General features: G+C 44.6%; 14 protein-coding genes. 6 read left to right on the top strand and 8 right to left on the bottom strand.

What is annotated here, in order from left to right; all coding sequences use genetic code 11:
- Nucleotides 1-29: 29 nt before the first annotated feature.
- The 8 genes from Q3W13_RS13770 to Q3W13_RS13735 all read right to left on the bottom strand — a co-directional run bounded on the left by Q3W13_RS13770 (nt 30) and on the right by Q3W13_RS13735 (nt 8,233).
- A complete protein-coding gene (locus Q3W13_RS13770) occupies nt 30-647 on the bottom strand; it encodes a hypothetical protein (RefSeq protein WP_302864711.1) in 618 nt (205 codons plus the stop codon).
- A gap of 45 nt (nt 648-692) precedes the next feature.
- Complete coding sequence (locus tag Q3W13_RS13765; RefSeq protein ID WP_302864709.1) at nt 693-2,726, bottom strand: HRDC domain-containing protein; 2,034 nt, start codon at nt 2,724-2,726, stop codon at nt 693-695.
- Nucleotides 2,727-2,815: 89 nt separating this feature from the next.
- Nucleotides 2,816-3,181 (bottom strand): glyoxalase, encoded by a 366-nt coding sequence (locus tag Q3W13_RS13760; RefSeq protein ID WP_302864707.1) that lies wholly within the window; start codon nt 3,179-3,181, stop codon nt 2,816-2,818.
- Nucleotides 3,182-3,381: 200 nt separating this feature from the next.
- Complete coding sequence (locus Q3W13_RS13755; protein WP_302864705.1) at nt 3,382-4,473, bottom strand: alginate lyase family protein; 1,092 nt, start codon at nt 4,471-4,473, stop codon at nt 3,382-3,384.
- A complete protein-coding gene (gene uxuA, locus Q3W13_RS13750; RefSeq protein WP_302864704.1) occupies nt 4,470-5,657 on the bottom strand; it encodes a mannonate dehydratase in 1,188 nt (395 codons plus the stop codon). The genes Q3W13_RS13755 and uxuA overlap by 4 nt, the downstream gene beginning before the upstream one ends.
- Nucleotides 5,658-6,007: 350 nt before the next feature.
- On the bottom strand, nt 6,008-6,361 hold the full coding sequence (locus tag Q3W13_RS13745) for a cupin domain-containing protein (protein WP_302864702.1): 354 nt from the start codon (nt 6,359-6,361) through the stop codon (nt 6,008-6,010).
- Between the two features lie 6 nt (nt 6,362-6,367).
- A complete protein-coding gene (locus Q3W13_RS13740; protein ID WP_302864700.1) occupies nt 6,368-7,597 on the bottom strand; it encodes a glycoside hydrolase family 88 protein in 1,230 nt (409 codons plus the stop codon).
- 6 nt (nt 7,598-7,603) lie between these two features.
- A complete protein-coding gene (locus Q3W13_RS13735) occupies nt 7,604-8,233 on the bottom strand; it encodes a YhcH/YjgK/YiaL family protein (RefSeq protein ID WP_302864697.1) in 630 nt (209 codons plus the stop codon).
- Nucleotides 8,234-8,491: 258 nt separating this feature from the next.
- Here Q3W13_RS13735 and kduI point away from each other — a divergent pair, with 258 nt between their 5' ends.
- The 6 genes from kduI (at nt 8,492) to Q3W13_RS13705 (ending at nt 17,077) form a co-directional block, all read left to right on the top strand.
- A complete protein-coding gene (kduI, locus tag Q3W13_RS13730) occupies nt 8,492-9,322 on the top strand; it encodes a 5-dehydro-4-deoxy-D-glucuronate isomerase (protein WP_302864695.1) in 831 nt (276 codons plus the stop codon).
- A gap of 63 nt (nt 9,323-9,385) precedes the next feature.
- Entirely contained in the window at nt 9,386-10,201 is an 816-nt protein-coding gene (locus Q3W13_RS13725; protein ID WP_302864692.1) for an SDR family oxidoreductase, read from the top strand.
- A 27-nt stretch (nt 10,202-10,228) separates the two neighbouring features.
- Nucleotides 10,229-11,530: an MFS transporter gene (locus Q3W13_RS13720; RefSeq protein ID WP_302864690.1), complete on the top strand. Its 1,302-nt coding sequence runs from the start codon at nt 10,229-10,231 to the stop codon at nt 11,528-11,530.
- A gap of 82 nt (nt 11,531-11,612) precedes the next feature.
- Entirely contained in the window at nt 11,613-12,656 is a 1,044-nt protein-coding gene (locus tag Q3W13_RS13715) for a LacI family DNA-binding transcriptional regulator (RefSeq protein ID WP_302864688.1), read from the top strand.
- Nucleotides 12,657-12,868: 212 nt separating this feature from the next.
- A complete protein-coding gene (locus Q3W13_RS13710; protein ID WP_302864687.1) occupies nt 12,869-13,660 on the top strand; it encodes a DUF4350 domain-containing protein in 792 nt (263 codons plus the stop codon).
- A gap of 183 nt (nt 13,661-13,843) precedes the next feature.
- Entirely contained in the window at nt 13,844-17,077 is a 3,234-nt protein-coding gene (locus tag Q3W13_RS13705; protein ID WP_302864685.1) for a SusC/RagA family TonB-linked outer membrane protein, read from the top strand.
- Nucleotides 17,078-17,084: the final 7 nt, after the last annotated feature.

Raw genomic sequence — 17,084 nt, 5'->3', positions numbered from 1 at the left:
GCTGCAAATGGTCCGTTCTTTGATCCAGCTTAATTTTCTATGCTTATTTGCACCTTATACCCTGCCCTGAAGGCATTGACAATCGATCGCGGTGTGAGAACAATGATCTCGTTTAATGCATCAACAGATTTTGAATTATCATAGCCAAAAGGTGTCCAATGGTGTATTTGGTTTTTATAGGCGAGCCATGGCTCATTAGTTAATTGAATAAAAGTACCGTCGGGTAGGTGATTGACATCATCTGTATATGTCACCTTCCGCCCTTGGCTAATGCGTTCGGTTTGGAGGATTTCATCTATTCGGTTGATAGGGGTCTTATCATCAAAGCCATACTCCGGGTTGCCCTTTAGCCATGCCTCTTTAAAACGGCGATGGTCTGCATAGCGGCATTGGAAGCATGGCCGGTGACCTGCAGAAAAAGCGGTCGCTTCATCAAGAAAAAATAATTCCGTCCATCTGTCCGGCGTCATTACGTTGCGATGGCGGCCGCGAAATTCCAGCATGCAGATGATCCAGGCCTTTATTTTAAATGGGCGAACAATTTGCTTTTGTTCATTGTGTATAACACCGCGATTACCAAGCCATGTGCCGCGCGCGGTTGTGCTGATAATGTTTCCCGCCGGATCTACCCTGTTTTGTAATGCCATTGTGAATGTCCGTTAATAATAAAAATGTTGGCCCGGCTTTTTATATTACCAGAACAAATCATTTTCTCCTAAATAATTGCGAACCAATTTTAATATCTGCTCACCAAAATCAGTCGCCTTGCCTTCACCAAAGCTTTTTAACTGCGCAAGTTGATCTAACGAGCGCGGCAGCTTTGCGGCGATGTCTCTTAGTGCATTCTCTGTCATCAAAAGATATTCGGGTGTGCTGCGGTCTTCACTGATTTGCTTTCTCAAGCCTAGGAGTTGCTGATATAATGCAGGATTGACTATTTCCTTTTCTTTCGGCAAAGCTTTCGCATTCCAATTTTTAAATATAGGTTGAAATGTAAGCGCGGCTTCCTGCGCAGATGACGTTATATCCTTTGATGACGTTGCGAATGCCATGCGTGAGAAACTAGCCATTTTTGCCTTTAAATGAACAAGTAAATGATTTAAGTTTTCATAAAAGTCATCCGGAACGTCAGCAGTCGCTCTAGCTGCATAAAAGGCATTAAGATTATTGGAAAACATATTGAGCTTTGGCGTAAACCAGCTAACCGCTTTTTTTAGCCGGCCCAAAAAGTCGCTGTTCTTCCAGGCAGGCACATCACCATCCAGCGTCAAAATTTCTTTCTTTATAAATCGGTCGCCTATTGTTTTGAGCTCCGCCGCGCTGTTATCCGCAGGATTGAGCTTTATCCATGCCGAAGCCACTATCGAAAAATCAAAAACATCGCTAAGCACTTCGATATCGTAGTCATGAACAGATTTGTTGAGCAGCTCAATATTGGGGGCATGCACCCCTGCATATTGCATAAACGAAATAATCTGCGGGTCGGTACGTATGTTTTCTGCCCGTACAGGCTCTTTCAGTACCATCCCCTCCAGCGACCGGCACCGGCTTAGGGCAACATAAGTTTGCCCAAACGCAAAAGCGGCATCAACATCAATAATCGCCTTTTCAAACGTTAAGCCCTGGCTTTTATGGATGGTAATTGCCCAGGCTAGCTTTAAAGGATATTGGCTGAAAGAGCCGTTATTTGATTCGTTTATCTTTTGTTCGCTTTCCGAGAGCGAATATTTGACATTCTGCCAGGTTTCCTGCAAAACTTCAAAAGACGTGCCGTCGTCCAAAAATTCCAACGTAATATTTGTAGGCGACAAGGCCGTTATCCGGCCGGTTCGGCCATTATAATATTGCTTTTTACCGGAGCTGTCGTTCTTAATAAACATAACCTGCGCCCCAACTTTAAGCACTAGTTCTTCTTCTGCCGGATATGCCTCTTTCGGAAACTCCCCCTGCACAGCGGCTTTAAATGTCAGGGGTTCTCCTTCCAGTTCATGCAATCGTAGTTGATTTATATTGTTAACCAGCTGGTTGTGTGTGCTTAGCGTTACGTAATCTCTACGCCAGTTTTCATTAAGCCCGGGATCGTAACGTTGGTTCAGCTTCTCCAGTAATCCAGTATTGGCAACGCCGTCCCTTATGCTGTTTAAGATATCGATAAAAACAGGATCACGTTGCCGGTAAACTTTTGTGAGCTCAAATGTCAGCAAAAGAGACCTTTTAAATACCAGGCTATTGAAAAAATATGGCCCCTCATAAAAATTCCGCAATACGTGCCAGTCTTTTTCGTAAACCGGCGGCAACTGAAAAAGGTCGCCTATCATTAAAAGCTGGACACCACCGAAAGGCCTCACTGATCCTTTTATCTGCCGAAGTAGCGAATCAATATAATCCAGCGTATCAGCCCTTACCATACTGATCTCGTCGATGATAAGCAGGTCCAGGCATTTCAGCAATTTTGATTTTTCGAAGCTTACCGGCTTTAGTTCCGAATCATTTCCCGGAACCAAAGGCCCGAACGGCACCTGGAAAAATGAATGAATAGTAACTCCGCCCGCATTAATAGCGGCAACTGCCGTAGGTGCAACTATTGCCAGGTTTTTGTTGATGGTAGATTTAACAGAACGGAGAAACGTGGTTTTGCCGGTACCTGCCTTGCCGGTAAGAAAAACTGGTCGGTTAGTCTCAGTAAGAAAGCTGGTAATAAGTTCCTGCAAGTTATCCCCCGCCATCTATTAAGTCGTGTTGAATACGAAACAAATATGACGATTATTTAGGCAAAATGCTAATAAATTTAGTTAAAGTTATTTAACAGGTACTCTTATTTATTGAACTGCCCAAAATGCCACAATATGCCGGATGGGTCGTGCAAAAAACACTCCCGGCCCCAATCATAAACACGAATCCCGGTTAGCCTGACACCTTCGTATTTGGTCTGAAGGTTCAATGCGGATAGCTCTTTCCAATAACGCTCCACATCGTCCACCTCCATAAACACCATGGTATTGTCTATCCAGTCTTTCACATAACCATTTTGAAGATAAAAAGCAAGATTCCCTGTTTTAAATACAGACATTTGCGGACCCAGTTCAGTTTCTTCAAAGCCGAGGTCACGATAAAATTGCCGCGAAATATCAAAGTCTTTTGACCCGATAAATGGCCTTAACGATATGCCCTTGTGTTCCATAAGTGTTTGAATATAATGAGTGGCAGTAAATATCAGTAAAAAACATTTTACCCGCTCAGATTGCAGCGATTAAATGTATTTTATTGATTAGGATCAAGATTACGTGCCGGTAAGCCTATAAACTCCGCAGGCTTCAATTGTCGCTGGGCAGATATGGAGCTGCGGCGGCAAAGGATCATAGCTTGATAAGTATCGGCTTTTTATTGTGCGCTTCGCGTAAAATCATTAAGCGCCATGCGCCAGTTAAAATAATCTGCATTTAGCATCGCTTGTTTGATTATCTTATTATACCCACTATCAAAGTAAGCGGCAAGCGCCAGCGTATTTATCCCATTTTTAGGCTCGAATAATGTTCCAGCGGCATATCCCTTTTCATTATTTTGAGCACGTTTCAGATCGAATGGTACCGTACTTTTCACAAATTCGGCATGTGTTTTCTCGCCTGTCATGAACGGCACCATATAATCCACGCAGTTTTTAATGGATGAACCGTTGGCGGTTTTCCAGGTAAAATAGTTCTTTCCCGCAGCGCGATAAATAGCTATGCATGCTGATATTAAAGGTTCAAGATCGTAGGTTTGGTAATGAAAAGCATCGCGCTCTATAAAATCATGTGTAGTACCATCGGGGTTCAGGTTAATGTTGAGTTGTTTTTCAAGCTCACGGAAGATAGCGTTATTATAGCTGGTATCATGCAGCGTGTAAGCTATCAGGGTTACCATTTTAATGCGGTGTGAGTTCCAGTTATTGATGGCAGTGCCTTTGCTGCCCTTTGCATATTTGCTTTCAAGTTGCGCATCGGCTTTACCGTGCATCCAGGTATCGATAACTACCCTGTCTGCTGATCTGATGTTGTTCCTTATCAGGTCATAAGCAGTAACCATATCTTCAATTTTGGTTTCATTGATGGGATCGTCGGTAGCCCTATTGACTTTAGCCCATGCCAAAAGAAATTCAGTTGCTTTGTCCAGGAATTTGCGATCATCCAAAACTTTGTAAGTTAAGGCTAGCGCATATGTTTTATCCGCATCTTCAACGGCTTTTAAACTGGCAGTTTTCCTCGGATCCCCGGCCAGCAGGCCCTGCGAAAGTATTTCAGTTATGGGTTTTGGTGTTTCGTCAAGCGCCTCGTATGCTAATTTTTTATAGGTCTCGAAGGCCTTCTGATAACGTTTTTCACTTTTGATCGCCTTACGCATTGTGGCGATCTCTTTCGAATTAAGGCTGGCAATCTGCGCACTGGCAGTAACTGCAAAGGCAACTAAAAGCAGACAGCAAATAAGTTTTTTCATTTGTCAAGAGATCTTTCAATACCCAACTGCAGCCCCCGCAACTCGGCCAGGCCCCTTAAGCGTCCGATAGCTGAGTAGCCCGGGTTAGTTTTTTTATGGAGATCATCCAGCATCTTATGCCCATGATCAGGCCGGAAGGGCATGTTTATATCTTGACGGCCGGCGGCGATACGTTTTTGCTGCTCTTCGAGTAAAACTTTCATTACGGCATACATATCCACATCGCCGGCAAGGTGGTCCGCTTCGTGAAAATTGCCCTCGTCATCGCGTTTGGTGCTTCGTAAATGTATAAAATGAATGCGATCGCCTAACCGTTTTATGATACCGGTCAAGTCATTATCTGCCCTTACACCTAAGGAACCTGTGCAAAACGTCAACCCGTTGTTCGGGCTATTAACCGAGTTATAGATGTCTGCTATATCCTGCTCCGTACTTACTACCCTCGGCAAGCCAAGAATAGGGAATGGCGGGTCATCTGGGTGGATGCAAAGCAGCACTCCGGCCTGCTCGGCCGCACCGGTGATCTGTTTGAGAAAATAAAAAAGATTCGATTTAAGTGTTGCAGCGTCGATATGGTTGTATGACGCCAGCACCTTTAAAAACTCATCGGTAGTATAACCTTCTTCAGCACCAGGCAAGCCGGCAATAATTTTTTGTGTAAGCTGTTGACGTTCGTCGGCGCTAATTCCCTCAAAATAAGCTTTTGCTTTTGACAATATATTCGGCGGATAGCTATCTGCTGCACCCGGTCTTTTTAAAATAAAGACCTCGAATGCGGCAAAGGCAGCCACGTCAAATCTTAAGGCTGTAGAACCATCGGGTAGCGGATAATCCAGATCGGTACGCGTCCAGTCAAGCACCGGCATAAAGTTGTAGCAGACGATATTGATACCACACTTGCCGGCATTTAAGAGGCTCTCACGATAGTTAGCGATATATCTCTCATAATCGCCAGTTCGCTTTTTTATGTCCTCATGTACAGGTATGCTTTCAATTACCGACCATTTTAGCCCGGCATTTTCAATCATCTGCTTTCTTTGCATTATTTCGTTAACCGGCCACACTTCACCATTAGCAATATGATGAAGAGCGGTTACAATTCCTGTAGCTCCCGCCTGCTTTACGTCAGACAGGCTAACCGGATCACCCGGCCCAAACCATCGCCATGTTTGTTCTAAACCCATTTAAAATAAAGAATATAAATTTTGATTTTCTATATTTAACTAATCACGCAACAATTCATTTGAGTGTTCCGTTTTTTTTTGCGGAACACCTTGAGAAACCATGAAACATTCTAATATTCAGTTACTTACATTTCATACTAATTTCTAAACACTGATAATCAGATACTTAATGAGGGGTTTACACCTGTTACCCCCGGCGAAACGTTCTATCAGCAGCCCGCCCACATAGATTCAAAATAACCAAATTCACTAAAGAGTTACAATCAAAAGTCTGATAAGTCAAACCGGCTCATCGCTTAAGAGACATTAATCAGCAGCGTTTAGTAAACTTTACTATGGCTTCATAAGCATCATCCGTTATCATTATCTTTTAAGAATTCTGTCCTTGCAGGGCTAAACGCGTCCACTAACATACCATCTTCCAGGCAAACACAGCCATGCACCGCATACGGCGGTATATAATAACCGTCGCCTTTACGGAGTATCTTTACATCAATGCCAATCGTCATTTCAAATATACCGCTTTCTACGAAGCTTGCCTGCACGTGCCGGTGACTATGCAGCACGCCCCTGGCGCCCTTTGCAAACTTCACCTTTACCAGCATCAAATTATCGCCAAAACCCAATACCTGCCTGCTCATCCCCTCGCCTGCCGGTTCCCACATGTTTTCATCTCCGGATTGAAATAAACTACTTTGTGACATAGCGCTCTAGTTTTTTAACAGCCCTCCGGTATTAATCACAGGTTCTCTGTTGGCAATGCGTCTTTGCCGGAGCAATGCTTCCAGGTAGTAATAATCGGCATAAATTATAGGCACATCAATCTCGCTATGAGCAGGCTTATGGCCGGTGCTGTGCAGCAACAAAAACCCGCGTGCACTGTCGGCCTGAGCCTGGTAATTATTATAGAGACTTGTCAGAATTTTATCAGCTTCCTTCCTGTAGCTTTTGGCATTCTTGCTATAGGTACTAAGCTCGTAAAGCGCCGAAGCTGCAATTGCTGCCGCTGAAGCATCACGCGGCTGACCCGACAACTTAGCAGCATCATAATCCCAGTACGGCACTAGATCCGCAGGCATTTGTGGATTACTGAAAATATATTTCGCTATCTTTTCTGCTTGCTGAAGGTAAATCTTATTATGTGTTTCGCGGTAGCACATGGTATAGCCATATAACCCCCATGCCTGCCCCCGTGCCCATGCCGAACTGTCGGCAAAGCCCTGGTGGGTTTGTTTGTGCAGCACCTTTCCCGTTTCCGGATCATAATCAATCACATGATAAGAACTATTGTCGGGGCGAAAATGATTTTTCAGGGTGGTGTTAGCGTGGGTAACTGCTACTTTGTAAAAACTTGAATCTCCGCTTAGGCGGGTAGCTTCAAAAAGCAGTTCCAGGTTCATCATATTATCGATAATAACCGGGAACTTCCATTCTTTTCGGCTATCCCATGATTTAATGCAACCTACCACCGGGTTAAAGCGGGTTATCAGCGTTTTAGCGGCCTGGACAATGTCATCCTTATATTTTAGCTGATGTGTAAGGCGATAAGCATTACCCACGCTGTTGTATAACTTAAACCCCATATCGTGGGTGCCGCCATCGGTTTTCTCGCCTTCCATACCGGCAACAAAGGGCTCCGATTGCTCCAGCCAGAATTTATCGCCGGTGTATTCGTATAAAAACAATAGGTTTCCTGCAAAAAAGCCGCTGCACCAATCTTTTGACGACACCAGCACCAGCTTACCGTTTTTGTCCAGTGTGCGTGGCGATAGCAACTTTGGTTTGTTTAATTCCTTTTTTGCAGCTGCAGTTTCGGTCAGCAATAGCTTGGTTTGATGTTCTGCAAACTGAAATGCCCTGGAATTTATATCCTGGGACTGAACACTTGTGGTAAGGCAGCCGGCAAGCAGAAACGGTAATAGTTGTTGTTTAATACGCATGGTTTATTATTCGGCGAATCTTATTTTTATCACTAATTTTTTAACGGTATCGTAACCAGGCACTTTAATGTTAGGGCGGTGTGCGTCTTGTGGGAAAAACAAAAAGAATACACCCGGTTCCGCGGTATATGAAGTTCCTGTTGACGTATAGTTCGCAACATCCTTCGCAGCGTCATAGGGTTTTATTACCGTCGCCGTACCGGCATTAGCAACATCTATACGTTCCTTACCCTTAATCACGTATTGCAGATCAATATATTTCTTATGCGATTCCCAGCTTGCTTTATCAAGTCCTTTTGAAGGAGCTTCAGTAACGCTGGCATAGGCATTATCGCCATCCACAGGGTGTTTACCCGCACGCAGGGTATCCAGGTTTGTTGTTTTTAGGAACAAGAACACCTTATCCCAGATTTTCTTATTGCTATGGTATTGCCTGTAAAATTCATCAGGGTTAATAGAAACATGCGGATGTAGCTTCAGCCAATTTCTCCAGTTCCCGCTTTCAACCCATTTTATTGCGGCGGCATGGTTGCCATTTTCTGTTGCCCGCTGCTGGGCGATTGCCATGTTCCCCATCGTAATAAAACTAAAAGCGGAGATGGCGAACCGGTAAATAAGCTTGTTTTTTGTTTTCATTATAACTGGTTTAAAATAGGTAACACTCCGGACAGGACGGCTTGTGATTATTACAAGCCAATATTACGAGGTAAATGTTTATTTCCTGAGCAATCAGGGCACTATTTCTACGCAAACGTTATAGTGTATGCATGTTATAATCATAGTCCTGTTTTCGATAACGTTTGCGTAGAAATATTAGTCCGGTTATTTTAAATTAAAGTACCATAATTGTACACTTGCCAACAATTACAATCTAAAACTCCAAATTTTTCTGTTTTGAAAGTACTACACAGCGTTCATTTTGATGATTTCAAGAATTATCAAACGGATCAGATTCGCGACCGTTTTTTGGTTGCCGACCTTCTAAAAATTAATCAGTTCAACTGTGCATATACTCATTACGACCGTATGATTGCAGGCGTTGCAAATCCGGTTACTGAAAGCATTACCCTTGGTAATTATGATAATCTTAAATCTGATTTCTTTTTGGAGCGACGTGAGGCAGGTATCATCAATGTAGCAGGCCCGGGGGAGATTATCGCTGATGACAAAACCTATACGCTGCAAAAGCTGGATTGCCTTTACTTAGGCAAAGGCATACAAAATATAGTTTTCAAAGCGAAAGACGCCGGTAATCCCCCGGTCTTTTACCTATTATCTGCACCGGCTCACAAAACCTATCCAGCCGTCTTAATGCCGATGGACGATGCCGAGAAGGTGTACGCCGGTGATGCCGCATTGTCAAACAAGCGGATAATAAATAAGTATATTCATACAAAAGGAATAAAAAGTTGCCAGTTAGTAATGGGATTAACGATATTGCATACGGGCAGCGTATGGAATACTATGCCTCCGCATGTGCATGACCGGCGTATGGAAGCTTATTTTTATTTTGACATTCCGGAGGGCCAGCGTGTTTTTCATCTCATGGGTGAACAGTCGGAATCAAGGCATATAGTGGTTGACAATTATGGTGTGGTAATATCGCCGCCATGGAGCATACATTCCGGCGCCGGCACCAGCAATTACAGCTTTATCTGGGGTATGGGGGGCGAGAACCTGGACTACACGGATATGGACATGATTTCGATCGGGGATTTACGATGAAGACTGAAAAGTCAGTTAAGTCGGAAGAAGCTGCGGAAAAATTGGTTCACTAATTCATTAAATATGTCAGATAAATTCTCTTTAAGCGGAAAAGTAATAGTGGTAACCGGTGGTACCGGCATTTTGGGCAATTCGTTTGTAAACGGTATTGTGGAAGCCGGCGGCACAGTGGGTATTCTTGGGCGCAATGAAGCTGTTGCCGAAGAGCGTGCAGCTGCCATTAATTCGAATCGAGGCAAAGCCATTGCCCTGGTTGCCGATGTAATGAACGTTGATGAATTGGTTGCCGCCAAAAACAAAATACTGGATGCATTTGGCAGGATTGACGGGCTGGTAAATGGCGCGGGAGGTAATATGCCGCAGGGTGTTTTGCAGCCGGAAGACGATATCTTCAGTATGAATTTGCAGGGAATGAAAGAGGTGATGGATCTTAACCTTTGGGGTACGCTATATCCTACACAGGTTTTCGGGGAGGCGATCGCAAAAACCGGCAGGGGAAGCATCGTTAATATATCATCCATGAACTCCAAGCGGGCAATAACTAAAGTACTGGGCTACAACATGGGTAAAGCTGCTGTAGATTGCTATAACCAATGGTTCGCCGTAGAGCTGGCTAATCGCTATGGTGATGCGATCCGTATGAACGCCCTTGCCCCGGGTTTCTTCCTGACCGAACAGAACCGCAACCTGTTAACCACTCCTGATGGCGGTTATACCGACCGCGGCGGTAAGGTGATCCGCAATACACCATTTAAGCGCTTCGGGCACCCGGATGAATTGATCGGCGCAATCGTATGGCTATTGAGCGATGCCTCTGCTTTCGTTACCGGATCGATGATTTGCGTCGATGGCGGCTTTTCCATATTCGGGGGGGTCTGATGTGAGTTTATACGAATCTATTAAAAAATGAACCCAGCTAACAAAACCAATAAAACCAACTACCGGTGGGTGGTGGTTACCCTGCTGTTTTTTGCTACTACTATTAATTATCTCGACCGCCAGGTTATCGGTCTTTTAAAACCCACGCTGGAAAAGCAGTTTGCCTGGACCGAGGAGGATTACGGCTATATCGTTATGGCATTCCAGGCGGCTTATGCTATTGGTTTACTGGCGTTTGGGGGATTTATTGATAAGCTGGGTACACGCATAGGATATACCCTGTCTTTAGTAGTTTGGAGCCTGGCAGCTATGCTGCATGCTATCGTCAAATCCACGTTTGGATTTGGATTGGTAAGGGCAGCTTTAGGTCTTGGCGAATCAGGGAATTTTCCGGCTGCCATTAAAGTGGTGGCAGAGTGGTTTCCGAAAAAGGAACGGGCGTTAGCCACCGGTTTGTTTAATTGTGGCGCGAATATTGGCGCCGTTGCGGCCCCGATAATGGTACCATGGATATTAGGCGTTTACGGTTGGCAAATGGCCTTTATAATTACGGGCGCTTTGGGCTTTGTGTGGCTGGTATTTTGGTGGATTTTTTATGAAGTACCGGGTCGTCATAAAAAAATAAATGAAGCTGAATACAAACACATACACAGCGATATTGGCGAGGCGGAGGTTGAGAACGAAACTCAGCAAAAAGTAAAATGGGCAAGACTTTTCAGCATCAGGCAAACCTGGGTATTTGTAGTCGGCAAGTTCTTTACCGATCCAATATGGTATTTCTTCCTGTTTTGGCTGCCCTCCTATTTTTCGAGCACATTTCACCTTGATCTTTCAAAACCAAGCTTACCGCTCGCATTGGTGTATACCGCTACTACCATCGGCAGCATTGGCGGCGGGCAACTGTCTTCATGGCTGATAAGAAAAGGTATGCCTGTATTTCGCGCCCGGAAAATGACCATGCTGATCTGTGCGTTATGTGTTGTTCCGATATTTGCCGCCCGCTACGCCACTAATATATGGGAGGCTGTCGCGTTAATAAGCTTAGCAGCCGCTGCACACCAGGCCTGGAGCGCCAACATTTTTACGACCACATCTGACATGTTCCCCAAAATTGCAGTAAGCTCGGTTGTTGGCATCGGGGGGATGGCGGGCTCTGTCGGAGGTATTATCTTTCCCTCATTCATCGGCTGGATATTGGCCACATATAAGCAGGCAGGTAATATTACAGCGGGTTATAACATCATTTTTACAGCATGCGCCTGTGCCTATCTATTTGCCTGGTTAATAATGCATTTACTTGCTCCGCGGATGAAAATTGTCAAATTATAATTTAATTAATTAGCAATAAGATAGTATTTTAGTTACATTGGCTTGAACGTTAGGGCAGCCCCGGCCGTTAGTTTAAGCTGATATGAACTTTAGTACCATCACAATAAAAGATATTGCAACAGCGCTTAATCTATCTGTATCAACAGTATCAAAAGCGCTGAGAGATAGCTATGAAATAAGCGAAGCGACCAAAAAGCTGATAAACGACTATGCCCGCGAACATAACTATCGCCCTAATCCCATCGCTCAAAGCCTAAAGCAAGGGCAAAGCAAATCCATTGGCATTGTAGTGCCAAGCGTGGCCAATCAGTTTTTTTCGCAGGTTATTAATGGTATCGAGTCGGTGGCTTATGAGGCGGGGTTTAACGTAATTATCACGCAGACACATGAGTCGCTTGAGCGTGAGATTGCCAACGTGGGGCACCTCACCCATCGTTCTATCGATGGCCTGCTCATATCGTTATCTACCGAAACGGAAGACATCGGTCATCTGAAAAGACTTCACCAGCAGGGCTTGCCCATTGTGTTTTTCGACCGCGTATCAGAAGAAATTGAAACACATAAAGTAATAGCAGATAACTTCAAAGGGGCTTATGATGCCACCCGGCACCTGATAGAATCAGGCTACACCCGTATTGCCCATATCACCAGTCCGCCGAGCATCTCCATCACTGTAGAACGGTTGGCTGGCTACACGCAAGCGCTGGCTGAAGCAGGCATAGAGCCCCCGAATGAATACGTTAAGTACTGCGCACATGGCGGACGAGATATTAATGAAATAGAACATGCCGTTAACGACTTGCTTTCGCTTAAAGCTAAGCCCGATGCCATCCTGACAACTTCAGACAGGATTACAACTACCACACTTCACCTGCTTAACAAACTTGGTGTAGCTATTCCGGAAGAAATAGCACTTGTCGGCTACACTAATACCACGCTTGCTGATGCTCTGAATCCATCCCTCAGTTCAGTTTATCAGCCCGGTTTCGAGATGGGGCAAAAAGCTACGGAATTGCTGCTGAGTCTTATTTTAAGCAAAAGACCAGTTTACGAATTTGAGAAATTGGTTTTACCTACCCAACTTGTGATACGCAAGTCGACATCTCCAAAAAACGACGGGCAATAAGCTACACCTATACTTAGTGTTTCCAACTACTTACCGGCTTAATTGATAAATCAGGCAGCGTTTGGATATCAGCTACCCTTTAGCGAAAACGATGTCGTAAATAAATATGCTCTAAAACTGCGAAACCAAAGGCAATCAAGATACTTTTGGTTTATGTAGTTGCAGAAACACCAATTATAAGCCCTGCACGCCATTTAATTTTTTTTTAAATAATGAAACGCACGCTGTTCATCTGTGTACTCTTCGTGTATCCATTTGCCATTTCCAGGGCGAACGCCCAAACCGTTGCTCTTGATTATTATTTTAATCATGAAACGCATACCGACAAAAATGGAGAGACGCAACGTTATCATTACACGTGGGAAGATACGGCCAATTCGGGTTTTTCTGTTTGGGGGAGTATTTTCAAATCACAGGGTGCATCACTTATTAATATCCCGGGTGCGCCTACCCGCGAAAGCTTAAAGGGAGTCTCGGTTTACATCATTGTGGACCCCGACACGAAGAAGGAGAACCCCAATCCGAACTACATACAACAAGCCGATGCCGACAACATTGCGCAGTGGGTTAAAGCCGGTGGCGTACTCGTTATCATGGCGAATGACAGTGCCAATGTTGAACTGGAACATTTTAACATCCTTGCAGGCGAATTCGGCCTTCATTTTAACAGTGATATGCAAAATCACGTTATTGACGATGCCCATTTTGAAGACGGTGCGGTCATTATTAATAATAACCCCATATTTAAGACTGCGCACCATGCATTTATGAAAGATGTTTGCGGCATAACCATTTCAGGCAAAGGAAAACAGGTGCTTCAATCGCAAAGTGGCGCTGCTATTGCCGCAGTTGTCAACTATGGTAAAGGTATAGTGTTCGCTGTTTCGGATCCATGGTTTTATAACGAATACGTAAATGGGCGGCTGCCCGCCGGGTTTGACAATGACAAAGCTGCCGCCGACCTAACCAGGTATCTTATTTCAAAAGCTCATTCAATCAATTAACCAATCTATAATCAACCAAACTGAACTGACATGAAAAATAAAACCGACTTATAGCGATGTAATTTCCGCTAATGCCAACTTCTGGCAGTAATAAAATCTGATTCTTTATTTAAAAACAAAAAAAAGACGGAGAAAGGCCGTCAGGGAATCTTATTGTCAAAAAATTAATTCTTAAACGAGAATATGAAGAATAGACCTTTACAAAAATCCATTAAAACATGTGCTATTTTATCTGCCGCATCGATTTTTGCTGCGATGGGTAATACATATGCACATACAACCGACGTGCGTACTCCATTGGTAACGCATAAGGTTACCACTGCATTCAATACACCACTTGTTAAATTCGCTAAAATTACGGGTGTGATTACCGATGAAACTAATCTGCCGCTGCCGGGTGCCACTGTAACAATTAAAGGCACCACCACAACAGCGATAACCGATGTGAACGGACGTTATAATATTGAGGCGGATGCTAATGCGACACTGATATTCTCATATATCGGCCGCGAACCGCAGGAGATCGCGCTAAATGGCCGGACAACTTTAAATGTCAAGCTTTTACCGTCAGCCAAGGACCTTAACGAGGTAGTGGTCATCGGTTATGGTACCCGCCAGGTAAAAGACGTTACAGGCGCTATTACCAGTGTCAAGGCGGATAAATTTCAAAATGACCATCCGCAAAGCGTTACTGACGTATTAAGGGGCTCCGTACCAGGTATTTCAGTAGGTTTAAATACTTCTCCAAAAGGCGGCGGCGTAGGCGACCTGCAGATAAGAGGCCGCAATTCATTGTCAGGGAGTACAAATCCACTGCTGGTTTTGGACGGTGTAATTTATCCCGGCGACCTGGCAGACATCAACCCGGACGATATCGACAGAATCGACGTACTGCGCGATCCAAGCGCGCTGGCTGTTTATGGCGCACAATCTGCAGGTGGCGTTGTAGCCATTACAACAAAAAAAGGCAGAAAAGGCAAGCCGGTAATCACGTTAAATGGCAACGTTGGCATCGCCCAATTACTCGAAAATCAGGAATATTACCAGGGAGAGGACTTCCTTAAATGGCGTGCCGATGTACAGCGCAGCGCTAATACATCCAACCCATACTATTACTACAGCGACCCGCGTGCACTGCCCAGCGGTGTCACAATCGATCAATTTTTAAATGGCTCCACAGGTGACCCTGTTACCGTTTACCTGCAGCGTTTAGGGTTGGTTCAAAATGAGATCGACAATTATAAAAATGGAAAAGTTACTGACTGGTCGAAACTCATCTTCAGAAACGGCGTGCGCCAGGATTATACTGCAAGTTTATCAGGCCGAAACGATAATATCAGCTACTACCTGTCGGGGAACTTCACGAAAAACCAAAATCTGATTCAGGGTGGCCAATATAACAATAACCGCTTTCGTGTTAACCTGGAAGGCCGGGCGACTAAGTTCCTGACTGTCGGCGTTAACGCGCAATTTGCAAACCGTAATGAAGGAGCCTCCGCAGGTTCATTAAGCGGCCAGAGCATTGACCGTACAGAAGCCGACTGGACCCAGATCATTAACTCTTCACCTTATGGCGATATGTATAACCCTGACGGTTCGTTACGCCGTATTGACACTGACGATAGCGGTCTGAACCAGCGAAATCCTTTCTTAGGTAACAAATACAACTCTAACGTTGCCGTGCAGAATGTTTTGTTTTCTACCTTATTTGCAAAAGTAGATTTGCCATTCGGCATCAAATACACCCTTAACTTTTCGCCGCAGATAGAGTCATACAGAAATTTTTTCTTCCGTCCGGTGGCTAACCCAAATGAACTTTCAGGCGGTACCGGTATCCGTACTATGGAAGACAGGTACAGGTATAACCTGGATAATATCCTGAGCTGGAATAAAACTATCGGCATCCATAGTTTTGATGCAACTTTTCTTTTGAATAAGGAGAAATACCAAACCTGGTACACCCGCGCATCAAATACGCAATTCAGTCCGAGCGATGTACTGGGGTATCACAATATAGGTGCAGGCACGCTGCCGGTTGAAAGCAGCGATGACCGTGTATACAATGCCGATGCGCTGATGGGTCGTATTAATTACGCATTACTGGGCAGGTACAACGTTACGCTTACCGTACGGCGCGACGGCTTTTCGCCTTTCGGTTTAAAACAGCCAAGGCAAAGTTATGCCAATGGCGCTGTGGCGTGGACCTTCAGTGATGAGAAGTTTTTCCAAACGGATTTCTTTAAATGGCTCGATTACGGTAAACTGCGCGCCGGTTATGGATCCAACGGTAACCGCCTGCAAAGTGGCACTGCGGATCCGAGCCTCGCACTTGCTGTAATTTCTACCGGTAAATATCCTGTGGTTAGCCCGTCGGGTGTAGTAACTAATAACAATACCGTTTATGTAAGCACACTTCAGAACGATGCGTTAACCTGGGAGCGAACCACAGGCCCCAATCTTGGTTTGGACTTCGCCATATTGCATAACCGCTTGAGCGGCTCTATTGATGTTTATAACCGGAAAACAACCAACCTGATTGTCGACCGATCATTATTAATGGTTGAAGGCCTTGCTAATCCTAATGTGCTTACGAATATCGGCGAGGTTAATAACCGCGGTATCGAGGTACTGTTACAGGGCAAAATTATGAGCAGCAGGAATTTTAGCTGGAACGCTACCGGAACATTTTATCTGAACCGCAACAAGATAGTGCATCTGTACGGCGAATACCAAACGAAAGATGCAAACGGCAACACCATCACCAGGGAAAATAACGATATAGGCAATGGCTGGTTTATAGGCCACGATGTAAATGCGGTATGGGATTATAACATCCTCGGGGTATGGCAAATTAATGAGGCTGACGAAGCTAAAAAATACAAAGCAGTTCCCGGTGATTTTAAACTGGAAGACAGGAACGGCGACTTTAAATTCACCAATGATGATAAGGTATTCCTGGGATCAACAAATCCAAACTTTACCTGGTCGCTGCGCAACGACTTCAACTTTTTGAAGAACTTCGATTTTTCTTTCATGGTAGTATCCAATATCGGACAGCTAAGGCAGTTTAACCAGGCCATAAACAACCCAGGCGGCGTAGGTATAAACCGAACAAATTCATACGTACTGCCTTACTGGACACCCGACAAGGCGATCAACGATTATGCACGTTTGAATTCAGGCTCCTCAGGTACTACAATAAACGTATGGCGCAAGGCTTCATTCCTGCGGTTCCAGACCGCATCATTGGGCTATACCTTCGCTCCTGCCCTTATCAAACGTTTAGGTATGTCGAGTGCGAAGGTATTTATTAATGCCACTGATGCTGCAGTAGTTACAGGCTGGGCCTTATGGGATCCGCAAAACGGCGGGCCTACGCCAAGGTACCTGTCAGCAGGTTTCAATGTTACTTTTTAATGGATAA

The sequence above is a fragment of the Mucilaginibacter sp. L3T2-6 genome, assembly GCF_030519355.1.
Classification (GTDB): domain Bacteria; phylum Bacteroidota; class Bacteroidia; order Sphingobacteriales; family Sphingobacteriaceae; genus Mucilaginibacter.
Note: the sequence above shows the minus strand (reverse complement) of the source record. Positions and strands in the feature narration are given on the sequence as shown.